The 17,765-nt window shown below is 71.6% G+C and carries 19 protein-coding genes; 14 read left to right on the top strand and 5 right to left on the bottom strand.

Features of this window, described 5'->3' with window-relative positions; genetic code table 11:
- Nucleotides 1–9: 9 nt before the first annotated feature.
- Together GON04_RS22380 and hpaI are read left to right on the top strand one after the other, a co-directional pair.
- Nucleotides 10–1,494 (top strand): NAD-dependent succinate-semialdehyde dehydrogenase, encoded by a 1,485-nt coding sequence (locus GON04_RS22380; RefSeq protein WP_157400185.1) that lies wholly within the window; start codon nucleotides 10–12, stop codon nucleotides 1,492–1,494.
- Nucleotides 1,491–2,294, top strand: a complete 804-nt coding sequence (gene hpaI, locus GON04_RS22375; protein WP_157400184.1) for a 4-hydroxy-2-oxoheptanedioate aldolase — start codon at nucleotides 1,491–1,493, stop codon at nucleotides 2,292–2,294. Before GON04_RS22380 ends, hpaI begins: the two co-directional genes overlap by 4 nt.
- A 182-nt stretch (nucleotides 2,295–2,476) precedes the next feature.
- On the opposite strand, the gene GON04_RS22370 is transcribed toward hpaI, so the two are convergent.
- Entirely contained in the window at nucleotides 2,477–2,731 is a 255-nt protein-coding gene (locus GON04_RS22370) for a hypothetical protein (RefSeq protein ID WP_157400183.1), read from the bottom strand.
- 474 nt (nucleotides 2,732–3,205) lie between these two features.
- Nucleotides 3,206–3,532, bottom strand: a complete 327-nt coding sequence (locus GON04_RS22365) for a hypothetical protein (RefSeq protein ID WP_157400182.1) — start codon at nucleotides 3,530–3,532, stop codon at nucleotides 3,206–3,208.
- A 142-nt stretch (nucleotides 3,533–3,674) separates the two neighbouring features.
- Here GON04_RS22365 and GON04_RS22360 point away from each other — a divergent pair, with 142 nt between their 5' ends.
- Nucleotides 3,675–4,100 carry a GlcG/HbpS family heme-binding protein gene (locus GON04_RS22360; RefSeq protein WP_157400181.1) on the top strand — a complete coding sequence of 142 codons (426 nt, stop codon included), beginning with the start codon at nucleotides 3,675–3,677 and terminating at the stop codon, nucleotides 4,098–4,100.
- A 5-nt stretch (nucleotides 4,101–4,105) separates the two neighbouring features.
- Here the strand turns inward: GON04_RS22360 and GON04_RS22355 are convergent, their stop codons facing one another.
- Nucleotides 4,106–5,032 carry a LysR family transcriptional regulator gene (locus GON04_RS22355; RefSeq protein ID WP_181653714.1) on the bottom strand — a complete coding sequence of 309 codons (927 nt, stop codon included), beginning with the start codon at nucleotides 5,030–5,032 and terminating at the stop codon, nucleotides 4,106–4,108.
- A gap of 77 nt (nucleotides 5,033–5,109) precedes the next feature.
- Here GON04_RS22355 and GON04_RS22350 point away from each other — a divergent pair, with 77 nt between their 5' ends.
- The 5 genes from GON04_RS22350 to GON04_RS22330 are packed head-to-tail and all read left to right on the top strand — an operon-like array spanning nucleotide 5,110 to nucleotide 10,497.
- On the top strand, nucleotides 5,110–6,171 hold the full coding sequence (locus tag GON04_RS22350) for an amidohydrolase family protein (RefSeq protein WP_232533168.1): 1,062 nt from the start codon (nucleotides 5,110–5,112) through the stop codon (nucleotides 6,169–6,171).
- Nucleotides 6,168–7,070: a VOC family protein gene (locus tag GON04_RS22345; protein ID WP_157400179.1), complete on the top strand. Its 903-nt coding sequence runs from the start codon at nucleotides 6,168–6,170 to the stop codon at nucleotides 7,068–7,070. Before GON04_RS22350 ends, GON04_RS22345 begins: the two co-directional genes overlap by 4 nt.
- Before the next feature lie 27 nt (nucleotides 7,071–7,097).
- Nucleotides 7,098–7,964 (top strand): fumarylacetoacetate hydrolase family protein, encoded by an 867-nt coding sequence (locus GON04_RS22340; protein ID WP_157400178.1) that lies wholly within the window; start codon nucleotides 7,098–7,100, stop codon nucleotides 7,962–7,964.
- On the top strand, nucleotides 7,961–9,523 hold the full coding sequence (locus GON04_RS22335) for a bifunctional 3-(3-hydroxy-phenyl)propionate/3-hydroxycinnamic acid hydroxylase (RefSeq protein ID WP_157400177.1): 1,563 nt from the start codon (nucleotides 7,961–7,963) through the stop codon (nucleotides 9,521–9,523). Before GON04_RS22340 ends, GON04_RS22335 begins: the two co-directional genes overlap by 4 nt.
- On the top strand, nucleotides 9,520–10,497 hold the full coding sequence (locus GON04_RS22330; RefSeq protein ID WP_157400176.1) for a Bug family tripartite tricarboxylate transporter substrate binding protein: 978 nt from the start codon (nucleotides 9,520–9,522) through the stop codon (nucleotides 10,495–10,497). The genes GON04_RS22335 and GON04_RS22330 overlap by 4 nt, the downstream gene beginning before the upstream one ends.
- 15 nt (nucleotides 10,498–10,512) lie before the next feature.
- On the opposite strand, the gene GON04_RS22325 is transcribed toward GON04_RS22330, so the two are convergent.
- Complete coding sequence (locus GON04_RS22325) at nucleotides 10,513–11,397, bottom strand: aldose 1-epimerase (RefSeq protein ID WP_157400175.1); 885 nt, start codon at nucleotides 11,395–11,397, stop codon at nucleotides 10,513–10,515.
- Nucleotides 11,398–11,547: 150 nt separating this feature from the next.
- On the opposite strand from GON04_RS22325, the gene GON04_RS22320 reads away from it, so the two are divergent.
- From GON04_RS22320 to GON04_RS22295, 6 genes are all read left to right on the top strand, one after another.
- Nucleotides 11,548–12,360 (top strand): NAD-dependent epimerase/dehydratase family protein, encoded by an 813-nt coding sequence (locus GON04_RS22320; protein ID WP_157400174.1) that lies wholly within the window; start codon nucleotides 11,548–11,550, stop codon nucleotides 12,358–12,360.
- 8 nt (nucleotides 12,361–12,368) lie between these two features.
- Nucleotides 12,369–13,283, top strand: a complete 915-nt coding sequence (locus GON04_RS22315) for an SMP-30/gluconolactonase/LRE family protein (RefSeq protein WP_157400173.1) — start codon at nucleotides 12,369–12,371, stop codon at nucleotides 13,281–13,283.
- Complete coding sequence (locus GON04_RS22310) at nucleotides 13,280–14,242, top strand: TRAP transporter substrate-binding protein (protein WP_157400172.1); 963 nt, start codon at nucleotides 13,280–13,282, stop codon at nucleotides 14,240–14,242. Before GON04_RS22315 ends, GON04_RS22310 begins: the two co-directional genes overlap by 4 nt.
- 152 nt (nucleotides 14,243–14,394) lie before the next feature.
- Nucleotides 14,395–14,844 carry a TRAP transporter small permease gene (locus GON04_RS22305; RefSeq protein WP_181653786.1) on the top strand — a complete coding sequence of 150 codons (450 nt, stop codon included), beginning with the start codon at nucleotides 14,395–14,397 and terminating at the stop codon, nucleotides 14,842–14,844.
- Nucleotides 14,841–16,133: a TRAP transporter large permease gene (locus GON04_RS22300; RefSeq protein ID WP_157400170.1), complete on the top strand. Its 1,293-nt coding sequence runs from the start codon at nucleotides 14,841–14,843 to the stop codon at nucleotides 16,131–16,133. Before GON04_RS22305 ends, GON04_RS22300 begins: the two co-directional genes overlap by 4 nt.
- Nucleotides 16,134–16,211: 78 nt before the next feature.
- The gene (locus tag GON04_RS22295; RefSeq protein ID WP_157400169.1) at nucleotides 16,212–17,192 is read left to right on the top strand and encodes a sialic acid TRAP transporter substrate-binding protein SiaP; all 981 of its coding nucleotides are present in this window, start codon (nucleotides 16,212–16,214) and stop codon (nucleotides 17,190–17,192) included.
- Here the strand turns inward: GON04_RS22295 and GON04_RS22290 are convergent.
- Nucleotides 17,185–17,589 (bottom strand): TraR/DksA family transcriptional regulator, encoded by a 405-nt coding sequence (locus GON04_RS22290; RefSeq protein ID WP_157400168.1) that lies wholly within the window; start codon nucleotides 17,587–17,589, stop codon nucleotides 17,185–17,187. The genes GON04_RS22295 and GON04_RS22290 overlap by 8 nt on opposite strands.
- Between the last annotated feature and the right edge of the window lie 176 nt (nucleotides 17,590–17,765).

Genomic DNA, 17,765 nt, shown 5'->3' with positions numbered 1-17,765 from the left:
GAGCTTCCCATGCTGGGCAATCTCGTGCGCGGTGACCTGCTGCGCAGCCTCAATTTCATCGCCGGCCAGTGGCGCCCGGCGGCCGGCGGCCAGGAGCTGGCGGTCATCGACCCGGCGACCCTGCAGGCGGTGGCGCAGGTCGCCGACAGCGGCGCCGACGACGCGCGTGCGGCGCTGGAGGCGGCGCAGGCCGCCTTCCCCGCCTGGCGCGGACGCACCGGCCGCGAGCGCGCCCAGCTGCTGAAGAAGTGGCACGCGCTGATCGTGGCCCACCAGGAGGACCTGGCGCGCATCATCTCCAGCGAGCAGGGCAAGCCGCTGGCCGAGGCGCGCGGCGAGGTGCTGTACGGCGCCTCCTATGTGGAGTGGTTCGCCGAGGAGGCCACCCGCACCCACGGCGAGCTGATCCCCGAGCCGGTGCGCGGCCGCAAGCTGATGGCCGTCAACGAGCCGGTGGGCGTGGTGGCCGCGATCACGCCCTGGAACTTCCCGCTGGCCATGATCGCGCGCAAGCTGGCGCCCGCGCTGGCTGCCGGCTGCACGGTGGTGGCCAAGCCGGCCGAGGACACGCCGCTCACGGCCGCGGCGCTGGTGGCGCTGGCGCAGGAGGCCGGCTTCCCGCCCGGCACCATCAACCTGGTGCTCGCCTCGCGGGCGCGCACGCCGGAGGTGGTGGACGTGTGGCTGGCGGATCCGCGCGTGCGCAAGATCACCTTCACCGGCTCGACGCCGGTGGGCAAGCACCTGGCCCGCGCCTCGGCGCAGACGCTCAAGAAGCTGTCGCTGGAGCTGGGTGGCAACGCGCCCTTCATCGTCTTCGAGGACGCCGACCTCGCCGCCGCGGTCGAGGGGCTGATGGTGTCCAAGTTCCGCAACGGCGGCCAGACCTGCGTGTGCCCGAACCGGGTCTACGTCCACGAGGCGGTGCACGACCGCTTCGTCGAGCTGCTGGCCGCCCGCGTGGCCGCGCTGCACGTGGGGCCGGCGACCGACCCGCGCTCGCAGATCGGTCCCATGATCAACGCCCGCGCCGTCGACAAGATCGACCGCCACGTGCGCGACGCGCTCGCCCGCGGGGCCCGGGTGGTCACCGGCGGGCGCATCCTGCAGGCGCCCGACGTGCCGGGGCGCGGCCACTACTACGCGCCGACGGTGCTGGTGGGCGCCACGCCGGACATGGAGCTGGCGTGCGAGGAAACCTTCGGTCCGGTCGTGCCCGTGTTCCGCTTCGCCGGCGAGGAGGAAGTGGTGCGGCTGGCCAACGACACGCCGTTCGGGCTGGCGGCGTATTTCTTCTCGCGGGATGCCGCCCGCATCTGGCGGGTGGCCGACCAGCTGGAGGCCGGGATCGTCGGCGTCAACGAGGGCGCGCTGGCCGCCGAGGCCGCGCCGTTCGGCGGCGTCAAGGAATCGGGCTACGGCCGCGAGGGATCGCGCCACGGCCTGGAGGACTACCAGCACGTCAAGTATGTTTGCCAAGGAGGACTGACATGACAACGGGCAACCCGTTCAAGGCGGCGCTGGCCGCCGGCCAGCCGCAGATCGGACTGTGGCTCTCGATGGCCGATCCCTACCTCGCCGAAGTCAGTGCCACGGCCGGTTTCGACTGGCTCCTGATCGACGGCGAGCACGCGCCGAACGACCTGCGCAGCACGCTGGCCGCCCTGCAGGCGGTGGCCCCGTACCGGTCCCGGCCGGTGGTGCGGGCGGTCGCGGGCGAGGTGCCGCTGATCAAGCAGCTGCTCGACATCGGTGCCCAGACCCTGCTGGTGCCCATGGTCGACACCCCCGAGCAGGCCCGCGCACTGGTGTCGGCCACGCGCTACCCGCCCCTGGGCGTGCGCGGGGTGGGCAGCGCCGTGGGGCGCGCGTCGCGCTGGAGCAGCCGCACCGACTACCTCGACGTGGCCGACGGCGAGGTCTGCCTGCTGGTGCAGGCCGAGACCACCACCGCGCTGGCGAACATCGAGGCGATCTGTGCCGTCGACGGCATCGACGGCGTCTTCATCGGCCCGGCCGACCTGGCGGCGTCGATGGGACACCGCGGCCGCCCCGGCCACCCGGAGGTGCAGGCGGCCATCGAGCAGGCCATGCGCACCATCGTCGGCTGCGGTAAGGCAGCCGGCACGCTGACCTCCGACCCGGCGCTGGCGCGCCGCTACCTCGAACTGGGCTGCACCTTCGTGGCCACCGGCGTCGACGTGCTGCTGTACGCGGGGGCCGCGCGCAAGCTCGCCGCCTCGTTCCTGCAGCCGGCGGCCGCCGCCGACGACGCGCCGCGCGCCGGCTACTGAGACCGGATCAGCCCCGGGCCTGCCAGCCGCCGTCGATCGGCAGGGTGGCGCCGGTGATGTCGCGCGCGTCGTCGCCGCCGGGAAGGCGGGCGACGCAAGACCATGCCAACCGCCGCCGCGGGCAGGCGCACCGCCGGCAGTTGATCGTTTGATGGGATGGCAGCCGCGGGCTGCCGGTCGGCCTAGCCCGAACGGGCGCGCGAACCGGTGCCGGCGCGCACGCGCTTGCGCACCAGGGGCTGGGTGAGGGTGCTGTCGTCGTGGCTGGAGTCGAGCGACACCCGCACGCCGTAGTCATGGCGCACTTCGGTGAAGCGCAGGAACTTCGCCTCGCAGTGGGTGCAGTGGTAATGCTTGGAGAACGGCAGCAGGCGCATCCACCAGGTGCGCGGGATGCGGACCACGTAGGCGTTTTTGACGATGCAGGTGCACTTCACGGCTTCAGATTACTTCTTTTTGTTGCGCTCGCCCCCCGGCGAGCGTCCTTCGGGCGTCCGGTCGTGAGATGCATCACGACGGGGTGCGAGCGGCTGGCATGGAAGCAACATTTGTTCATCCGGTACAGCGCAAACGCACATGGAGCGCATCTTAGGTGGCGGGCGCGAGGAGTCCATCGCCCATCCGGGCGACAGCGGCTCTGGCTGGGCGTTGCGGCGGCGCGGTGGGCCTACAGGCGGGCAACTGGAGGCGCGCTAGGCTGCAGCCATGTTCCAGATCGGGGGCGCCAGGCCCCAGGCACCGTCCAGGACATCACCGGACCGACCGAAGCGCGCTGCGACGCCGCGAAGGGTGGCGGTGACCGTCCAACTCGAACCGCACCAGCGGGACAAGCTGGCCCGGCTGGGCGGGGATGCCTGGTTGCGCGAGCAGATCGATGGCGCCCGCCTGCCGGCCGACGGCGCCGACTGACCTCAGGAAGCGGTCGGCGCGAGGACGTCCGGCAACGCGTCCAGCAGGTTGGAATGGTCGGCGGTGCGCGCGTACAGGCGTTCGCTTCCCGTCTCGCCCAGCAGCTCCGCGCGGTGCCGTTCGCCGGCATGTTCCATCTCGAACACGTAGCGCCCGGTGCGCGCCGCCAGCAGGGCATCGGCCAGGCTGAGCCGCCAGCGGCGCTGGCCATTGGTGCCGTGCAGCGCCGTCACGCTCGACGTGCCGTCGGGCTGGGGCTGGCGCTCGACGCCCGTGACGACGAGCCGGACGATGGGGCCCTGGGGGCGGACTCTGGAGGTACTGACCACGGCGACACTTTACGCACCGGTTGGTCACTGAACTGTAGGAACAGGCCGTGCGCTGCCGTCATGCCCAGCGCGTGGCCGTTGGCGGGAGGGCCGCCGGTCATGGAACAATCCGCCGCTTCCAACCGAACAGGAACCGTTCCCGATGCCCACGCTCACGCTGGCCCAGGCCAACCAGATCATCTCCGCCGCCCTCGCCCACTCCAAGGCAGCCGGCTACAAGCCGATGGGCATCGCCGTCCTGGACGATGCCGGCAACGTCAAGGCCTTCGCCAGCGAAGACGGCGCCAGCATGTTCCGTTTCGACATCGCGCGCGGCAAGGCCTGGGCCGCCGTCGGCATGGGTGCCTCCAGCCGGGCGCTGGCCGAGCGTGCCAAGGACAACCCCAATTTCTTCGTCGCCCTGGCCGCCACGGCCGGCGGCAAGTTCCTGCCGCAGCCGGGTGCCGTGCTGATCAAGGATGCCCAGGGCACCATCCTGGGCGCGGTGGGTGCCAGCGGCGGCACCGGCGACGAGGACGAGGCCATCTGCAAGGCCGGCGTCGCCGCCGCCGGACTGGTCAGCGGCTGAGCGGCTCAGGCCGGCAGCGGCTCGTTCGGCCCGCGCCGGTTCACCGCGTGCACCACCCCGCGCAGCCAGACATGGCCGGCGTCGTGGTGCATGCGCCGGTGCCAGAACTGCTGCACCTCGATCTGCGGCGGCTTGAACGGCAGCTCGATGCGCCGCACGGCGATGTGGCGCTCCAGCACGGTGGCGATGTCCTGCGGCACCGTGGCCACCAGGTCCGTGCCGGGCAGCAGCGCCAGGAGGCTGATGAAGTGCGACAGCTCCAGGGCCACGTCGCGCTCCAGGCCCTTGTCGCGCAGGAACCGGTCGAGCGCGTGCTCGCGCCCGTCCGGCCGCACCACCACGTGCTTGGCCGCCAGGTACTGCTTCATCGTCATGCGTGAGGGCGCCGCCGCGTTGCCGGCCGCCGTGATGCAGGCATAGGACGTCCGGAACAGCCCCTGCTGGAAGAACCCGGCCTTGTGCAGGTCGGGGAAGAAGCCCACCGCCAGCTCGGCGGCCCCGGACTCCAGCGCCCCCGCCGCCGCCTCGCGCGGCATCGCCCGCGCCTGCAGTTGCACGTGCGGCGCCTCCGCCCGCAGCCGGCGCAGCACGCCCGGCAGGAACGCCACTTCGCCGATGTCCGGGGTCAGCAGGGTGAAGGCGCGCCGCGACCTGGGCGGGTCGAACGCGGCCGGCTGCAGGATCTCGCGGTGGATGGTCTCCACCACCTGGCGCACCACCGGCGCCAGCTCCAGCGCGCGCGGCGTCGGCTCCATCTGCGCGCCGGCGCGCACGAACAGCGGGTCGCCGAACACCGCCCGCAGGCGGGCCAGGGCGGCGCTGGTGGCCGGCTGGCTCAGGCCCACGGCCTCGGCCGTGCGGCTGACGCCGCGGTGGCGCGCCATGGCGTCGAAGATCACCAGCAGGTTGAGGTCGACGTCGCGCGGATTCATGGCGTGGATTCTAGGTATCCACGGAATCATCTAGGCGGATGGGGTCGGGTTGCCTAGCATCCGCCCCGGAGACACCCATGACGATGCCGACCGAGAGGGCGCACGACCGCCCCATCCGCCTGCGCTGCGCCTGCGGCATCGATGCCCACGCCCACGTGGTGCCGGAGCACTTCCCGCGCTACCTGGGGTCGGCCGTGCCGGCCGACTGGCCGTCGATGGAGGCGGCGCACGCCTGCCACCGCAACGTGGTGATCGCCGGCAAGACCTACCGCACCGTCTCGGACCGGTGCTGGGACGCGCCCCGGCGCATCGCCGACCTGCCTGCCATGGGCCTGGACCTGCAGGTGCTCTCGCCGATGCCGGAGCTGCTGTCGTACTGGATGCAACCGTCCGATGCGCAGCAGCTGCTGCGCTACACCAACGAGGTCATCGCCGGCATGGCCGCCTCCAGCGGCGGCCGGCTGGCCGGCCTGGGCGCGGTGCCGCTGCAGGACGTCGACCTCGCCATCCGCGAACTGGAGCACGTGGTGCGCACGCTCGGCTTTCCCGGCGTGGAGGTGGGCAGCAACATCAATGGCGTGCCGATCGGCGCGCCGGCGTTCGATCCCTTCTTCGAGGCCTGCGAGGCGCTGGGCGCCGCGGTGTTCGTGCACGCCATCCGCCCGGCCGGCATGGACCGGCTGGTCGGCCCGCCGGCGCTGCAGCAGGTGCTGGGCTATCCCGGCGACGTCGGCCTGGCCGCCGCCTCGGTGATCACCGGCAACCTGCTGGTGCGCCGGACCGGGCTGCGCATCGCCTTCAGCCACGGCGGCGGCACGCTGGCCTCGCTGCTCCCGCGCCTGCAGCAGGGCTGGAACGTGTTTCCTGCGCTGCAGGAGGCCGTGACCCAGTCGCCCGCCGAGCAGGCCCGCCGCCTCTACTACGACACCCTGGTGTTCGACACGCCGATGCTGCGCCACCTGGTGGCGACCTTCGGCGCCTCGCAACTCCTCATCGGCACCGACTACCCGTTCAACTTCCACGACCGCACGCCGGTGGCGCGCATCGAGGAGGCGGGCTTCGAGCCCGCCGTCGCGGCGCAGCTGGTGCGCCACAACGCCGAGCGCTTCCTCGGCCTTCCGGACACCGCAACGACATGAGCTCTCCCTGGATCCTCGGCCTGCGCAGCGTGGCGCTGGACGTCCCCGACCTGGCGCGTGCCGAACGCTTCTACACCCAGGTGTGGCACCTCGAGGTGGCGCACCGCGCCGACGGCGTGCTGTACCTGCGCGGCAGCGGCGCGGACGGCTACCTGCTCGCGCTGCACGCGGGCGGACCGGTGCCGCAGATCCGCCACGTGACGCTGCGCGCCCGCGACGAGGCCGGGCTGCAGGCGGTGGCCGACCACGCCGTGGCGGCCGGCGGCACGCTGGTGCGCGCCATCGGCCCGCTCGCGGACGACCCGGCCGGCGGCATCGGCCTGCTGCTGCGCGACCCGCACGGACGCGTGTTCCAGGTCGTGCACGGCGACCGGCGCGGCACGCCGGCGCCGGCCCGCGACCGGCCCGAGCGCATCACCCATGTGGTGCTGAACAGCCATGCCGTCGACGACACCCAGCGCTTCCTGGAGCAGGCGCTCGGCTTCACCCTGGCCGACCGCACCGTGGCCATCGCCTTCATGAACTGCAACGGCGACCACCACACGCTGGCGGTGGGCGTGGCCGACAACGACGCGCTGAACCACATCGCCTTCCTCATGCCCGACGGCGAGTCGGTGATGCGCGGCGGCGGCCGCATGAAGGACGCCGGCTTCCCCATCCAGTGGGGGCCGGGACGGCACGGACCCGGCAACAACCTCTTCAACTACTTCATCGACCCGTTCGGCATCGTCATCGAGTACACGGCCGAGGTGCAGCAGGTGGACGCCGGCTACGTGCCGCGCGGCCCCGCCGACTGGAAGTGGCCGCCCGGCCGCGTCGACCAGTGGGGCATCTCGCCGCCGCCGGGCCCCGACCTGAAGGAGGCGCAGCGGCGGGTGCTGTTCGCGCCCATCGCCTGACACCCCTGTTCCCCTGCGAGCCCACCCATGCAATTCACCACCTACCTGCGCGACGGCGCACCCCGCCTGGCGGTCGCCGCCGGCACCGACCTGATCGACCTGAACGCCGCGCAGCCGCACGTGCCGCCGGACCTGCGCGCCGCGCTCAAGGCCGGCATCGACCTGCACGCGGCCGCCCGCGCCGCCCTGGACAGCCGGGCCCCGCGCATCCCGATGGCATCGGTGCGGCTGGCGCCGCTGGTGCCCGAGCCCGGCAAGATCGTCTGCCTGGGCCTGAACTACTACGACCACGCCAAGGAAGGCGGCCGCGACAAGCCCGACTACCCCTGGTTCTTCTTCCGCGGCGCCTCCTCGCTGATGGCGCATGGCGAGCCGGGCGTGGTGCCCCGCGTGTCGACCCGGTTCGACTACGAGGCCGAGATGGCCGTGGTGATCGGCAGGACGGTGCCGCGCCACACGAAGGAGGCCGATGCGCTGCCCTACGTGTTCGGCTACAGCTGCTTCAACGACATGAGCGTGCGCGACTACCAGAAGCGCACGCCGCAGTGGACCATCGGCAAGAACTTCGATGCCACCGGCGGCTTCGGCCCGGTGCTGGTGACCGCGGACGAACTGCCGCCGGGCGCCACCGGCCTGCGCATCCAGGGCCGCCTGAACGGCCGGGTGATGCAGGACGCCGACACCACCGACATGATCTTCGGCGTGGCCGAGACCATCGCGCTGCTGGCCGACGTGATGACGCTGGAGCCGGGCGACGTGCTGGTGATGGGCACGCCGGCCGGCGTCGGCCAGGCCCGCACGCCGCCGGTGTGGATGAAGGCCGGCGACACCTACGAGGTGGAGATCGAGCGCGTCGGCGTGCTGTCCAACCCCATCGTGGACGAGGCGGCATGAGCGGTCCCGTGGTCGACGTCGCCATCGTCGGGCTGGGGCCGAGCGGCGCCGTGGCGGCGGCGCTGCTCGGGCAGGCGGGCCACAGCGTCTACGCCTGCGACCGGCTGCCCGGCGTGTACGAGATCCCGCGTGCCATCGCGCTGGACCACGAGATCATGCGGGTGTTCCAGCAGCTGGGCCTGGTGGACGCGATCGCGCCGCACTGCGAGCCCTTCACGCCGTCGGAGTACTTCGGCGCCGACGGCCAGCTGATCCGCCGCATGACGATGGTCGCGCCGCCCTATCCCCAGGGCTACACGCCGTCCATCGTCTTCACCCAGCCGCCGGTGGAGCGGGCCCTGCGGGACCGCCTCGCGGCCCTGCCCAACATGCGGGTGGAGCTGGAGGCGCAGGTGGTGGCGGTGGCGCAGGGACCGCAGGGCGCGTCGCTGCAGGTGCTGGACGCGCAGGGGCGCACGACCACCGTCACGGCCCGGTACGTGATCGCCTGCGACGGCGGGGCCAGCTTCGTGCGCACCGCGCTCGACCTGCCGCTGGACGACCTCGATTTCGACGAGCCCTGGCTGGTGGTCGACGTGCTGGTCAACGACAAGGGCCTGGCCCGGCTGCCGGCGACCAGCGTGCAGTACTGCGAGCCGCAGCGGCCCTGCACCCTGGTGATAGGGCCGAAGAACCACCGCCGCTGGGAGATCTCGCTGCTGCCGGGCGAGGACCCGCGCGAGGCCGCCACCGAGGCGCGCACCTGGGAGCTGCTGGCGCGCTGGATCACGCCCGACGAGGGCCGGCTCTGGCGCCAGGCGAGCTACCGCTTCCATGCGCTGGTGGCCAGCCGCTGGCGCGCCGGCCGCATCTTCCTGGCCGGCGACGCCGCCCACATGCAGCCGCCGTTCCTGGGCCAGGGCATGTGCCAGGGCGTGCGCGACGTCGCCAACCTGGCCTGGAAGCTGGATGCCGTGCTGCGCGGCGAGGCGACCGGTGCCGCCGCCGACGACCTGCTCGACAGCTACGGCACCGAGCGGCAGGCGCACGTGCGCGAGCTCACCAGCCGCATCAAGGCGATCGGTGCGGTGATCTGCGAGCGCGACCCGGCCAGCGCGCGGGCGCGCGACGCCAGGCTGCTGGCCGACTGCGGCGGGGTGGTGAAGGACACGCCGCGCCAGGACGTGCTGCCCCGGCTGGAGGGCGGCTTCCTGGCCGCCGGCGACACCAGCGGGCGCGGCACGCTGTTCCCGCAACCCCGGCTGGCCGACGACGGCCGGCTGATGGACGAGAGCGTGGGCCGCGGCTGGCGCCTGGTGCTGGCCGCCGGCGCACGCGCGCCCCGCCACCTGCCGCACCGGCTGGCGCTGCTCGACCTGGCGCAGCGGCCGGAAGCCGACGGCGTGGTCGCGCAGTGGATGGATCGCCACGGCTGCGTTGCCGCGCTGGTGCGGCCGGACCACTACGTGTACGGCACCGCGACGGACGACGCCGGAATCGCCTCGCTGCTGGCGGGGTGGGCGCGGCGCCTGCAGTCCATCCCCGCATCCGAACCATCCCTCGAGGAGACAACACCATGAGACGCCGCACCTTCGCCCTGTCCGCTGCCGCCTCCGCGCTGGCCGGACTGCACCCGCATGCCTTCGCCCAGGGCCAGTGGCCGGAGCGGCCCGTCAAGCTGATCCTCTCGCAGCCGGCCGGCTCGGGCCCGGACATCCTGGCGCGCTACCTGGGCGAGCAGCTGTCGCGCAGCTGGAAGCAGCCGGTGGTGATCGACAACAAGCCCGGTGGGCAGAACGTGATCGGCGCGCAGGCGGCGGCGCGGTCGCCGGCCGACGGCTACACCTTCTACTACGCCACCACGGCGGCGATGGTGACCAATGTCTACACGTTCAAGTCGCTGCCGTACGACCCGGCGAAGGACTTCGTGCCGGTGCGCCTGGTCGGGCGCAGCCCGTTCCTGCTGGCGGCGCGGGCCGATTTCCCGGCCCGCACCCTGGCCGAAGTGCTCGCCAAGGCCAAGGCCGCGCCCGGCTCCGTGAGCGTCGCCACCGAAGGTCCCAAGACCTTCTCCGGCATGCTGGCCGACAGCGTGGCGGAGCTGGGCGGGGTGAAGTTCAACCACGTGCCCTACACCAAGGCCACCGATGCCATGCAGGACGTGATCGGCGGCCGGATCGACCTGGTGTGCCTGCCCGACGCCGCCCTGTCGGCCTACGTCAAGGGCGGCCAGGTGCGTGCCCTCGCCACCAGCACCGCGCAGCGGCTGGCCGAGATGCCCACCGTGCCCAGCCTGTCGGAAACCTTCGCCGGCTTCGAGTACACGGGGTGGAATGGCCTGTTCGCGCCGGCCGGCACCCCCGCCGATGTGGTGGCGCGGGTGAACCGCGACGTCGAGGCCCTGTTGCGCCAGCCCGAGGTGGTGCAGCGCCTGCAGGCGCTGGGCTCCATCGCGGAACCGAAGATGTCCGTCGCCGAGTTCGACGCCTTCATGCGCGCCGAGCGCGAGCGCTGGTCGCGCCTGGTGCAGACGCTGCGCATCCAGGCTGAATAGGCCAGCCGGCGGCGCTCAGGCACCGCGCGCGTGCACCTCGATCCGCATCCAGGCGCGCAGCGTCTCGCCCGGCGCCAGCGCCGTGCGGCCGAGCAGCCCGGGCGGCAGGCCCTCGCCCAGCGCCGGCTCGCCGAACACGTTGTTGGCATGGCTCACCGGCTCGATGGCGACGGCGGCGCGCGACGGGTTGGTGAACACCACGACGTGGCGCAGCGACGAGGTGACGCGCACCGCGAGCGCGTCGTCGACCAGCTCCGCCTGGCCGTCCCAGCCATCGAAGCAGTGGTCGACGTCGAGCGTGTCGCATGGCTGGTCGATGCCGCGGTCGGGCGTGCGCACCGTCGGCAGCTTGTCCTCGCCCATCTGCCAGCGGGCCGTCGTCGCCACCTGCAGCCGGGCGCCCGGCCGCTTGACGAAGAAGGGATGCCAGCCGAGCCCGGCGGGGGCCGGTTCGGGCGCCCGGTTGGTCAGGGCCAGCTCGAGCACCAGCGCCTGGGGCTCGATGCGCAGTGCCTGCTCGCAGCGGAAGGCGAACGGCCAGCTGGCGTCGCCCGGGTGGTCGAGCGCGAGCAGTGCGGAGGCCCCGTCGTGCCGCACGACCGTCCAGGCCCGCTGCCAGCCGATGCCATGGATGGCGTGGGGCTCCGGCGGGTTGTTGGGCGTGAGCGGCCAGGTCCTGCCGTTCCAGGCCAGCCGGGCGTTCGCCACGCGGTTCGAGCAGGGCACGAGCGGGTAGCTGCCGGCCTGGCGGGCGGTCGGCAGGTCGGCCGGCGAGGGGCGCAGCACGGGCAGCGTGCCCAGCGTCAGCGAGCGCAGGCAGGCGCCCAGCGCCGGTTCGACCACGCAGGCGAGGGCGCCGGATTGCAACTGCAGGGAGGAGGCGGGGGAGGGGGACGGCATGGGCAAGGTCATCGTACAACTTTGCCGAATGCATTCAAGATGGATGAGCTTGGAAGGTAGCGCAACCTCCGGGATTACCCGTAGATGTCCCGGGGAGCGAGTCACGATAATCCCCGAAGTCGTACGACAACTGACATCTGAATTCAGGCCATGACCACCGACGCGCGCTTCCACCGTCTCCTGCTCACCGGCGCCGCCGGCGGCCTCGGCCTGGTCCTGCGCGACCGCCTGCCAGCCTTCGCCGAGGTGCTGCGGGTGTCCGACATCGCTCCGATGGCCCCGGCCCGTGCCGGCGAGGAGGTGGTGCCCTGCGACCTGGCCGACAAGGCGGGGGTCGACCGGCTGGTGCAGGGCTGTGACGCCATCGTGCACCTGGGCGGCATCTCGACCGAGCACGCCTTCGAGCAGATCGTCGAGGCCAACATCAAGGGCGTGTTCCACCTCTACGAGGGCGCCCGCCGCCACGGCGTCAAGCGCGTGGTGTTCGCCAGCTCCAACCACGTCATCGGCTTCCATCCGCAGGGCCTGCAGCTGGACGCCGATGCGCCGCGCCGGCCCGACAGCTACTACGGCCTGTCCAAGTCGTTCGGCGAGGACCTGTCGCGCTTCTACTTCGACCGCTACGGCATCGAGACGGCCTGCGTGCGCATCGGCTCGTCCTTCGCCGAGCCGAAGGACCGCCGGATGATGGTCACGTTCCTCAGCTACGACGACCTGACCGAGCTGGTGCGCTGCTGCCTCTTCGCGCCGGAGCTGGGCCACACCATCGTCTACGGCATGTCGGCCAACCGCGAGGTGTGGTGGGACAACGCCAAGGCCGCCCACCTCGGCTACCGTCCCAAGGACAGCTCGGAGCCGTTCCGCGCCAAGGTCGAGGCCCAGCCCGCGCTGGATCCGTCCGACCTGGGCGGCAAGTTCCAGGGCGGCGGCTTCGTCAAGGCCGGCCCCTTCGAAACCCTCTGAGCCGACCGATGGACGCCGAGCTGCTGCTGGATGCCCGCAATGCGGTCGGCGAGAGCCCGGTGTGGTCGGTGGCCGAGCAGGCGCTGTACTGGTCCGACATCCCCAACCGGCTGCTGCTGCGCTGGCGCGAGGACGGCAGCGTCACGCGCTGGACCCTGCCCGAGATGGCCGGCTGCATCGCGGCCGACGGCCAGGGCGGCTGGATCGCCGCGATGGAAAGCGGCGTGTTCCGGCTCACGCTGCCGGCCGGCGGCGGGGCCGCCGCCGCGACGCGGCTGGCGGCCGTGCGGCACGCGGCGGGCGGCATGCGCTTCAACGACGGCCGCTGCGACCGCCAGGGCCGCCTGCTGGCCGGCACCATGGTGATGGACATGGGCCTGGCGCGCCCCGACGGCGTGCTCTACGCGCTGGACGGCCGCGGCCTGCGGACGCTGGAGCAGGGCTTCATCACCCCGAACGGCATGGCCTTCAGCCCGGACGGCCGCACCATGTACCTCAGCGATTCGCACCCCCAGGTGCAGCAGGTCTGGGCCTACGACTACGACACCGACAGCGGCACGCCGCGCAACCGCCGGCCGTTCGTCGACATGCGCCCGCTGCCGGGCCGCCCCGACGGCGCGGCCGTCGATGCCGACGGCTGCTACTGGATCTGCGGCAACGACGCCGGCCTGGTGCATCGCTTCACGCCCGACGGCCGCCTCGACCGCTCGCTGGCCGTGCCGGTGAAGAAGCCGGCCATGTGCGCCTTCGGCGGCGCCGGGCTCGACCTGCTGCTCGTCACTTCCATCCGGCCGGGCGGCGACCTCGCCGACCAGCCGCTCGCCGGCGGCCTGTTCGCGTTGCGCCCCGGCGTGCGCGGCCTGGCCGAGCCGGCCTGCACCGTGTTCCCCACCCAAGACTTCACCACCCAGGAGACAGCATGAAGCTCAAGACGCTCGCCACCGCCGTCCTGGCCCTGACGGCGCTCGGCGCCCAGGCCACGGAATTCCGTTCGTCCGACATCCACCCGGACGGCTATCCCACCGTCGAGGCGGTGAAGTTCATGGGCGAGCGCCTGAAGGCGCTGACCAACGGCAAGCACACCATCAAGGTGTTCAACAACAGCGCCCTGGGCAGCGAGAAGGACACCATCGAGCAGACCAAGATCGGCGCGCTGGCGATGACCCGCGTGAACATCGCGCCGATGAACAACATCTGCCCCGAGACGCAGGTGCCCACCATGCCGTTCCTGTTCCGCAGCAAGGCGCACATGCGCCAGGTGCTGGACGGCGCGATCGGCGAGGAGATCCTGGCGGCCTGCGCGCCGCAGGGCTTCGTCGGCCTGGCCTACTACGACAGCGGCGCGCGCAACCTGTACACGGCCAAGAAGCCGGTCAAGACGCTGGCCGATGCCAAGGGCATGAAGATCCGCGTGCAGCAGTCCGACCTGTGGGTCGCGCTGCTGGAGGCCATGGGAGCCAACGCCACCCCGATGCCCTTCGGCGAGGTCTACACCGCGCTCAAGACCGGCCTGGTCGACGGCGCCGAGAACAACTACCCCTCGTTCGAGAGCTCGCGCCACTTCGAGGTGGCCAAGTACTACTCGGTCACCGAGCACTCGATGGCCCCCGAGATGCTGCTGTTCTCCAAGCGCGTGTGGGACACCCTGACGCCGGATGACCAGAAGGCGATCCGCCAGGCCGCCAAGGAGTCGGTGCCCTACATGCGCAAGCTGTGGGACGAGCGCGAGGAGAAGTCGCTGGCCACCGTCAAGGCCGGCGGCGCCGAGATCATCCAGGTCGACAAGGCCTCGTTCCAGAACGCCATGAAGCCGGTGTACGACAAGTTCATCACCGACGCCAAGCTCAAGGCGATGATCAAGCGCGTGCAGGACACCAAGTGAGCTCGCAGGCGATGCCCCTCCCGGCCGATGGCAAGGCCCCGCTGCCGCTGGATGCGGCGCAGGCCGCGCAGGCCGCCGGCACCGAAGGCGTGCCGGCGGCCGCGCCGGCCAGCTGGTACACGCGCCTGTGCCGCGCCATTGCGCGCGGCTGCATGTGGCTGGGCATCGCCGGCATCGTGGCCCTGATCTGCGCAGTCACCTGGCAGGTCTTCGGCCGCTACGTCCTGAACAGCACGCCCACCTGGGCCGAGAGCCTGGCGCTGCTGCTGGTGCTGTACGTCACCATGCTGGGCACCGCCGTGGGCGTGCGCGACGCCGGCCACATCGGCCTCGAATCGTTCCTGGTGCTGGCGCCCGAGGCGCTGCGCCTGAAGATGGAATACCTGATCCAGGCCCTGATCCTCATCTTCGGCGCGGCCATGGCCTGGAACTGCGCCTACCTGGTCCACTCGGTGTGGACCTACCGGCTGCCCACGCTGGGCATCTCGGAAGGCTGGAAGTACGTGCCGGCCGCCGTCTGCGGCGCCCTCATGGTGCTGTTCTCGATCGAGCACCTGATCGCCCTGGCACAGGGCCGCGAAGTGGAGCCTGCCTGGCAATGACGATCCCTCTCCTCATCCTCTCGGGCAGCTTCTTCGGGCTGCTGCTGCTGGGCGTGCCGGTCGCCTTCTCGATCGGCCTGTCGGCCCTGGGCACGCTGCTGTACGAGGGCCTGCCGCTGGCGGTGGGCTTCCAGCAGATGACCTCCGGCATGGGCGCGTTCTCGTTCCTGGCCATCCCGTTCTTCATCTTCGCCGGCGAGCTGATGCTGTACGGCGGCATCGCCGACCGCATCGTCGACTTCGCCAAGAGCCTGATCGGCCACGTGCGCGGCGGCCTGGGCATGTCCAACGTGGTGGCCTGCACGCTGTTCGGCGGCGTCTCGGGCTCGCCCGTGGCGGACGTCTCGGCCATGGGCGCCGTGATGATCCCGATGATGAAGAAGGAGGGCTACCACGCCGACTACGCCGTCAACGTGACGACCCATGCCTCGCTGGTCGGCGCCCTCATGCCCACCAGCCACAACATGATCATCTACACGCTGGCGGCGGGCGGAAAGGTGTCCATCGCGGCGCTGATCCTGGCCGGCCTGATGCCCGCGGCCGTGCTCACCATCTGCATGCTGGTGGCGGCCTACCTGGTGGCCGTCTCGCGCGGCTACCCGGCCGGCAAGTTCCCGGGCTGGAATGCCGTCGCCCGCGCCTTCGCCTCCGCCCTGCCGGGGCTGCTGGTGGTGGTGCTGATCCTGGCCGGCATCCTGTCGGGCGTGTTCACCGCCACCGAATCGGCGGCGGTGGCGGTGCTGTACGCGCTGGCGCTGACGGTGTTCGTGTACCGGTCGCTCAGCCGCCAGCAGTTCATCAAGGCGGCGTCCAAGGCCGTGAAGACCACCGGGGTCATCCTGCTGCTGATCGGCATCTCGTCGACCTTCGGCTACCTGATCAGCCTGTACGGCGTGGCCGACCTCACCGGCAAGATGCTGGGTTCGATCACCACCCAGCCCTGGCTGATCTTCCTGCTGGTCAACGTGTTTCTGTTCATCCTGGGCACGTTCCTGGACATGGCGGCCACCATCCTGCTGTGCACGCCGATCTTCCTGCCGATCTGCCAGCACTACGGCATGAGCTCGGTGCAGTTCGGCATGATGCTGCTGATCAACTGCGCGCTCGGCCTGAACACGCCGCCGGTGGGCACGACCCAGTTCGTCGGCTGCGCCATCGGCGGGGTCTCGGTGGGCTACGTCATGCGCACCATCTGGCCGTTCTACGGCGCCCTCATCGCCGCGCTGCTGATCGTCACCTACGTGCCGGCCTTCTCGCTCTGGCTGCCGTCGGTGGTGCTCGGACACTGATCCAGGACGCCCCCCCGGGGGGCGTCCTGCTTCCTGGCCCCAGGCCGGCACGCCGGCCGCAACAAAAGGAGACAAGCCATGCACCGCAGGACCCTCACCCGCCTTGCCGCGCTCGCGGCCTTCGCGCTGGCGGCGCCGCTGGCCGGCGCCCAGACCACCAAGCTGAAGTGGGCGCACGTCTACGAGACCTCCGAGCCGTACCACAAGCAGGCGGTGTGGGCGGGCGAGGAGATCAAGAAGCGCTCGGGCGGCCGCTACGAGATCGAGGTGTTCCCGGCCTCGTCGCTGGGCAAGGAGACCGAGATCAACCAGGGCCTCACGCTGGGCACGGTGGACATCATCTACACCGGCATGGCGTTCGCCGGCCGCGCCTACCCGCCGATGTCGATCGCGTCGGCGCCGTTCGTGTTCCGCGACTACGCGCACTGGCAGGCGTTCCGCAACGGGCCGGTGTTCAAGGACATCGTGGCCGCCTACGGCCAGAAGACCGGCGGCCAGCACATCGCCGGCTACACCTACTACGGGCTGCGGCACATGACGTCGAACAAGCCCATCACCAAGCCCGAGGACATGAAGGGGCTGAAGCTGCGCGTGCCGGACGCGCCGTTGTTCACGATGTTCCCGAAGGCGGTGGGCGCCAACCCGACGCCGATCGCGTTCGCCGAGGTCTACCTGGCGCTGCAGAACGGTACCGTCGACGCGCAGGAGAACCCGCTGCCGACCATCGAGGCCAAGAAGTTCTACGAGGTCCAGAAGTACATCACCCTCACCGGCCACATCACCGAGTCGCTGGTCACCATCGTGGCGGGGCCGACCTGGAACAAGCTGAATGCGGCGGACCGCAAGCTGTTCGACGAGGTGCTCTGGGAAGCGTCCTCGCGTGCCGGCCAGGAGATCTACGACGCCGAGACGCGCCTGGTGGCCGACTTCGAGAAGAAGGGCAAGACGGTGGCCAAGGTCGACCGGGCGCCGTTCGCCGCCGCGGTGAAGGGACCGCTGACCGCGCCCGACGCGCCGTGGCCGCGCGAGCTGTACGACCGCATCCAGGCGATCAAGTAGCCTGCACCGGCGCGCCCTGCGGGTGCGCCTTCTCCCAGGCCTCCTCGTGCTGCAGGCACAGGCGGGCCTCCGGACGGGCCTGCAGGCGGCCCAGGGGAATCGGCTCGTCGCACTCCTCGCAGCGCCCGTAGTCGCCGCTGCGCATGCGGTCGCGGGCATGCAGCACGGCGTGCAGTTCGTCCTCCAGCCGGCGCAGCTGCGTCAGCTCGGTGCTGGAGGCGGCGCGCGCGTCGCCGTCCTCCACCGAGTCGCGTACCTCCGCCACCCCGGCAGGGGCGGCCAGCGCCTCGCGCAGCAGGCGGATGCCGGCACGCAGGTCGGCCTCGCGCCGATCGAGCAACTGGCGCAGTTCACCGCGCTGGGCGTCGGTGATCGAGGGGGTCTGGACAGTGGCCATCGGACCATTCTTGCGCGTTTGGCGCCCCGCCAGCAGACCAAGGTACCGGGTTGTTACCGAGGGCCCTGGGGCTGTCGCCGGAACGAGCTCATCAGTCGAAGGACTTACTCCCGCCGGCCCGCGCGGGCCTTCCGACGACCTGGCGACGGCTGCCGACGACCGCATGGGGCTTTGTC

This window comes from Ramlibacter pinisoli (assembly GCF_009758015.1).
Lineage (GTDB): Bacteria > Pseudomonadota > Gammaproteobacteria > Burkholderiales > Burkholderiaceae_C > Ramlibacter > Ramlibacter pinisoli.
This window is presented reverse-complemented; position numbering and strand designations above follow the sequence as displayed.

Coding starts and splice junctions, on each gene's coding strand:
- GON04_RS22305 (WP_181653786.1), top strand. CDS start 14,395: ATGTGGCTGGGCATCGCCGGCATCGTGGCCCTGATCTGCGCAGTCACC.
- GON04_RS22335 (WP_157400177.1), top strand. CDS start 7,961: ATGAGCGGTCCCGTGGTCGACGTCGCCATCGTCGGGCTGGGGCCGAGC.
- GON04_RS22300 (WP_157400170.1), top strand. CDS start 14,841: ATGACGATCCCTCTCCTCATCCTCTCGGGCAGCTTCTTCGGGCTGCTG.
- GON04_RS22340 (WP_157400178.1), top strand. CDS start 7,098: ATGCAATTCACCACCTACCTGCGCGACGGCGCACCCCGCCTGGCGGTC.
- GON04_RS22345 (WP_157400179.1), top strand. CDS start 6,168: ATGAGCTCTCCCTGGATCCTCGGCCTGCGCAGCGTGGCGCTGGACGTC.
- hpaI (WP_157400184.1), top strand. CDS start 1,491: ATGACAACGGGCAACCCGTTCAAGGCGGCGCTGGCCGCCGGCCAGCCG.
- GON04_RS22320 (WP_157400174.1), top strand. CDS start 11,548: ATGACCACCGACGCGCGCTTCCACCGTCTCCTGCTCACCGGCGCCGCC.
- GON04_RS22290 (WP_157400168.1), bottom strand. CDS start 17,589: ATGGCCACTGTCCAGACCCCCTCGATCACCGACGCCCAGCGCGGTGAA.
- GON04_RS22330 (WP_157400176.1), top strand. CDS start 9,520: ATGAGACGCCGCACCTTCGCCCTGTCCGCTGCCGCCTCCGCGCTGGCC.
- GON04_RS22350 (WP_232533168.1), top strand. CDS start 5,110: ATGACGATGCCGACCGAGAGGGCGCACGACCGCCCCATCCGCCTGCGC.
- GON04_RS22310 (WP_157400172.1), top strand. CDS start 13,280: ATGAAGCTCAAGACGCTCGCCACCGCCGTCCTGGCCCTGACGGCGCTC.
- GON04_RS22315 (WP_157400173.1), top strand. CDS start 12,369: ATGGACGCCGAGCTGCTGCTGGATGCCCGCAATGCGGTCGGCGAGAGC.
- GON04_RS22295 (WP_157400169.1), top strand. CDS start 16,212: ATGCACCGCAGGACCCTCACCCGCCTTGCCGCGCTCGCGGCCTTCGCG.
- GON04_RS22360 (WP_157400181.1), top strand. CDS start 3,675: ATGCCCACGCTCACGCTGGCCCAGGCCAACCAGATCATCTCCGCCGCC.
- GON04_RS22355 (WP_181653714.1), bottom strand. CDS start 5,032: ATGAATCCGCGCGACGTCGACCTCAACCTGCTGGTGATCTTCGACGCC.
- GON04_RS22325 (WP_157400175.1), bottom strand. CDS start 11,397: ATGCCGTCCCCCTCCCCCGCCTCCTCCCTGCAGTTGCAATCCGGCGCC.
- GON04_RS22380 (WP_157400185.1), top strand. CDS start 10: ATGCTGGGCAATCTCGTGCGCGGTGACCTGCTGCGCAGCCTCAATTTC.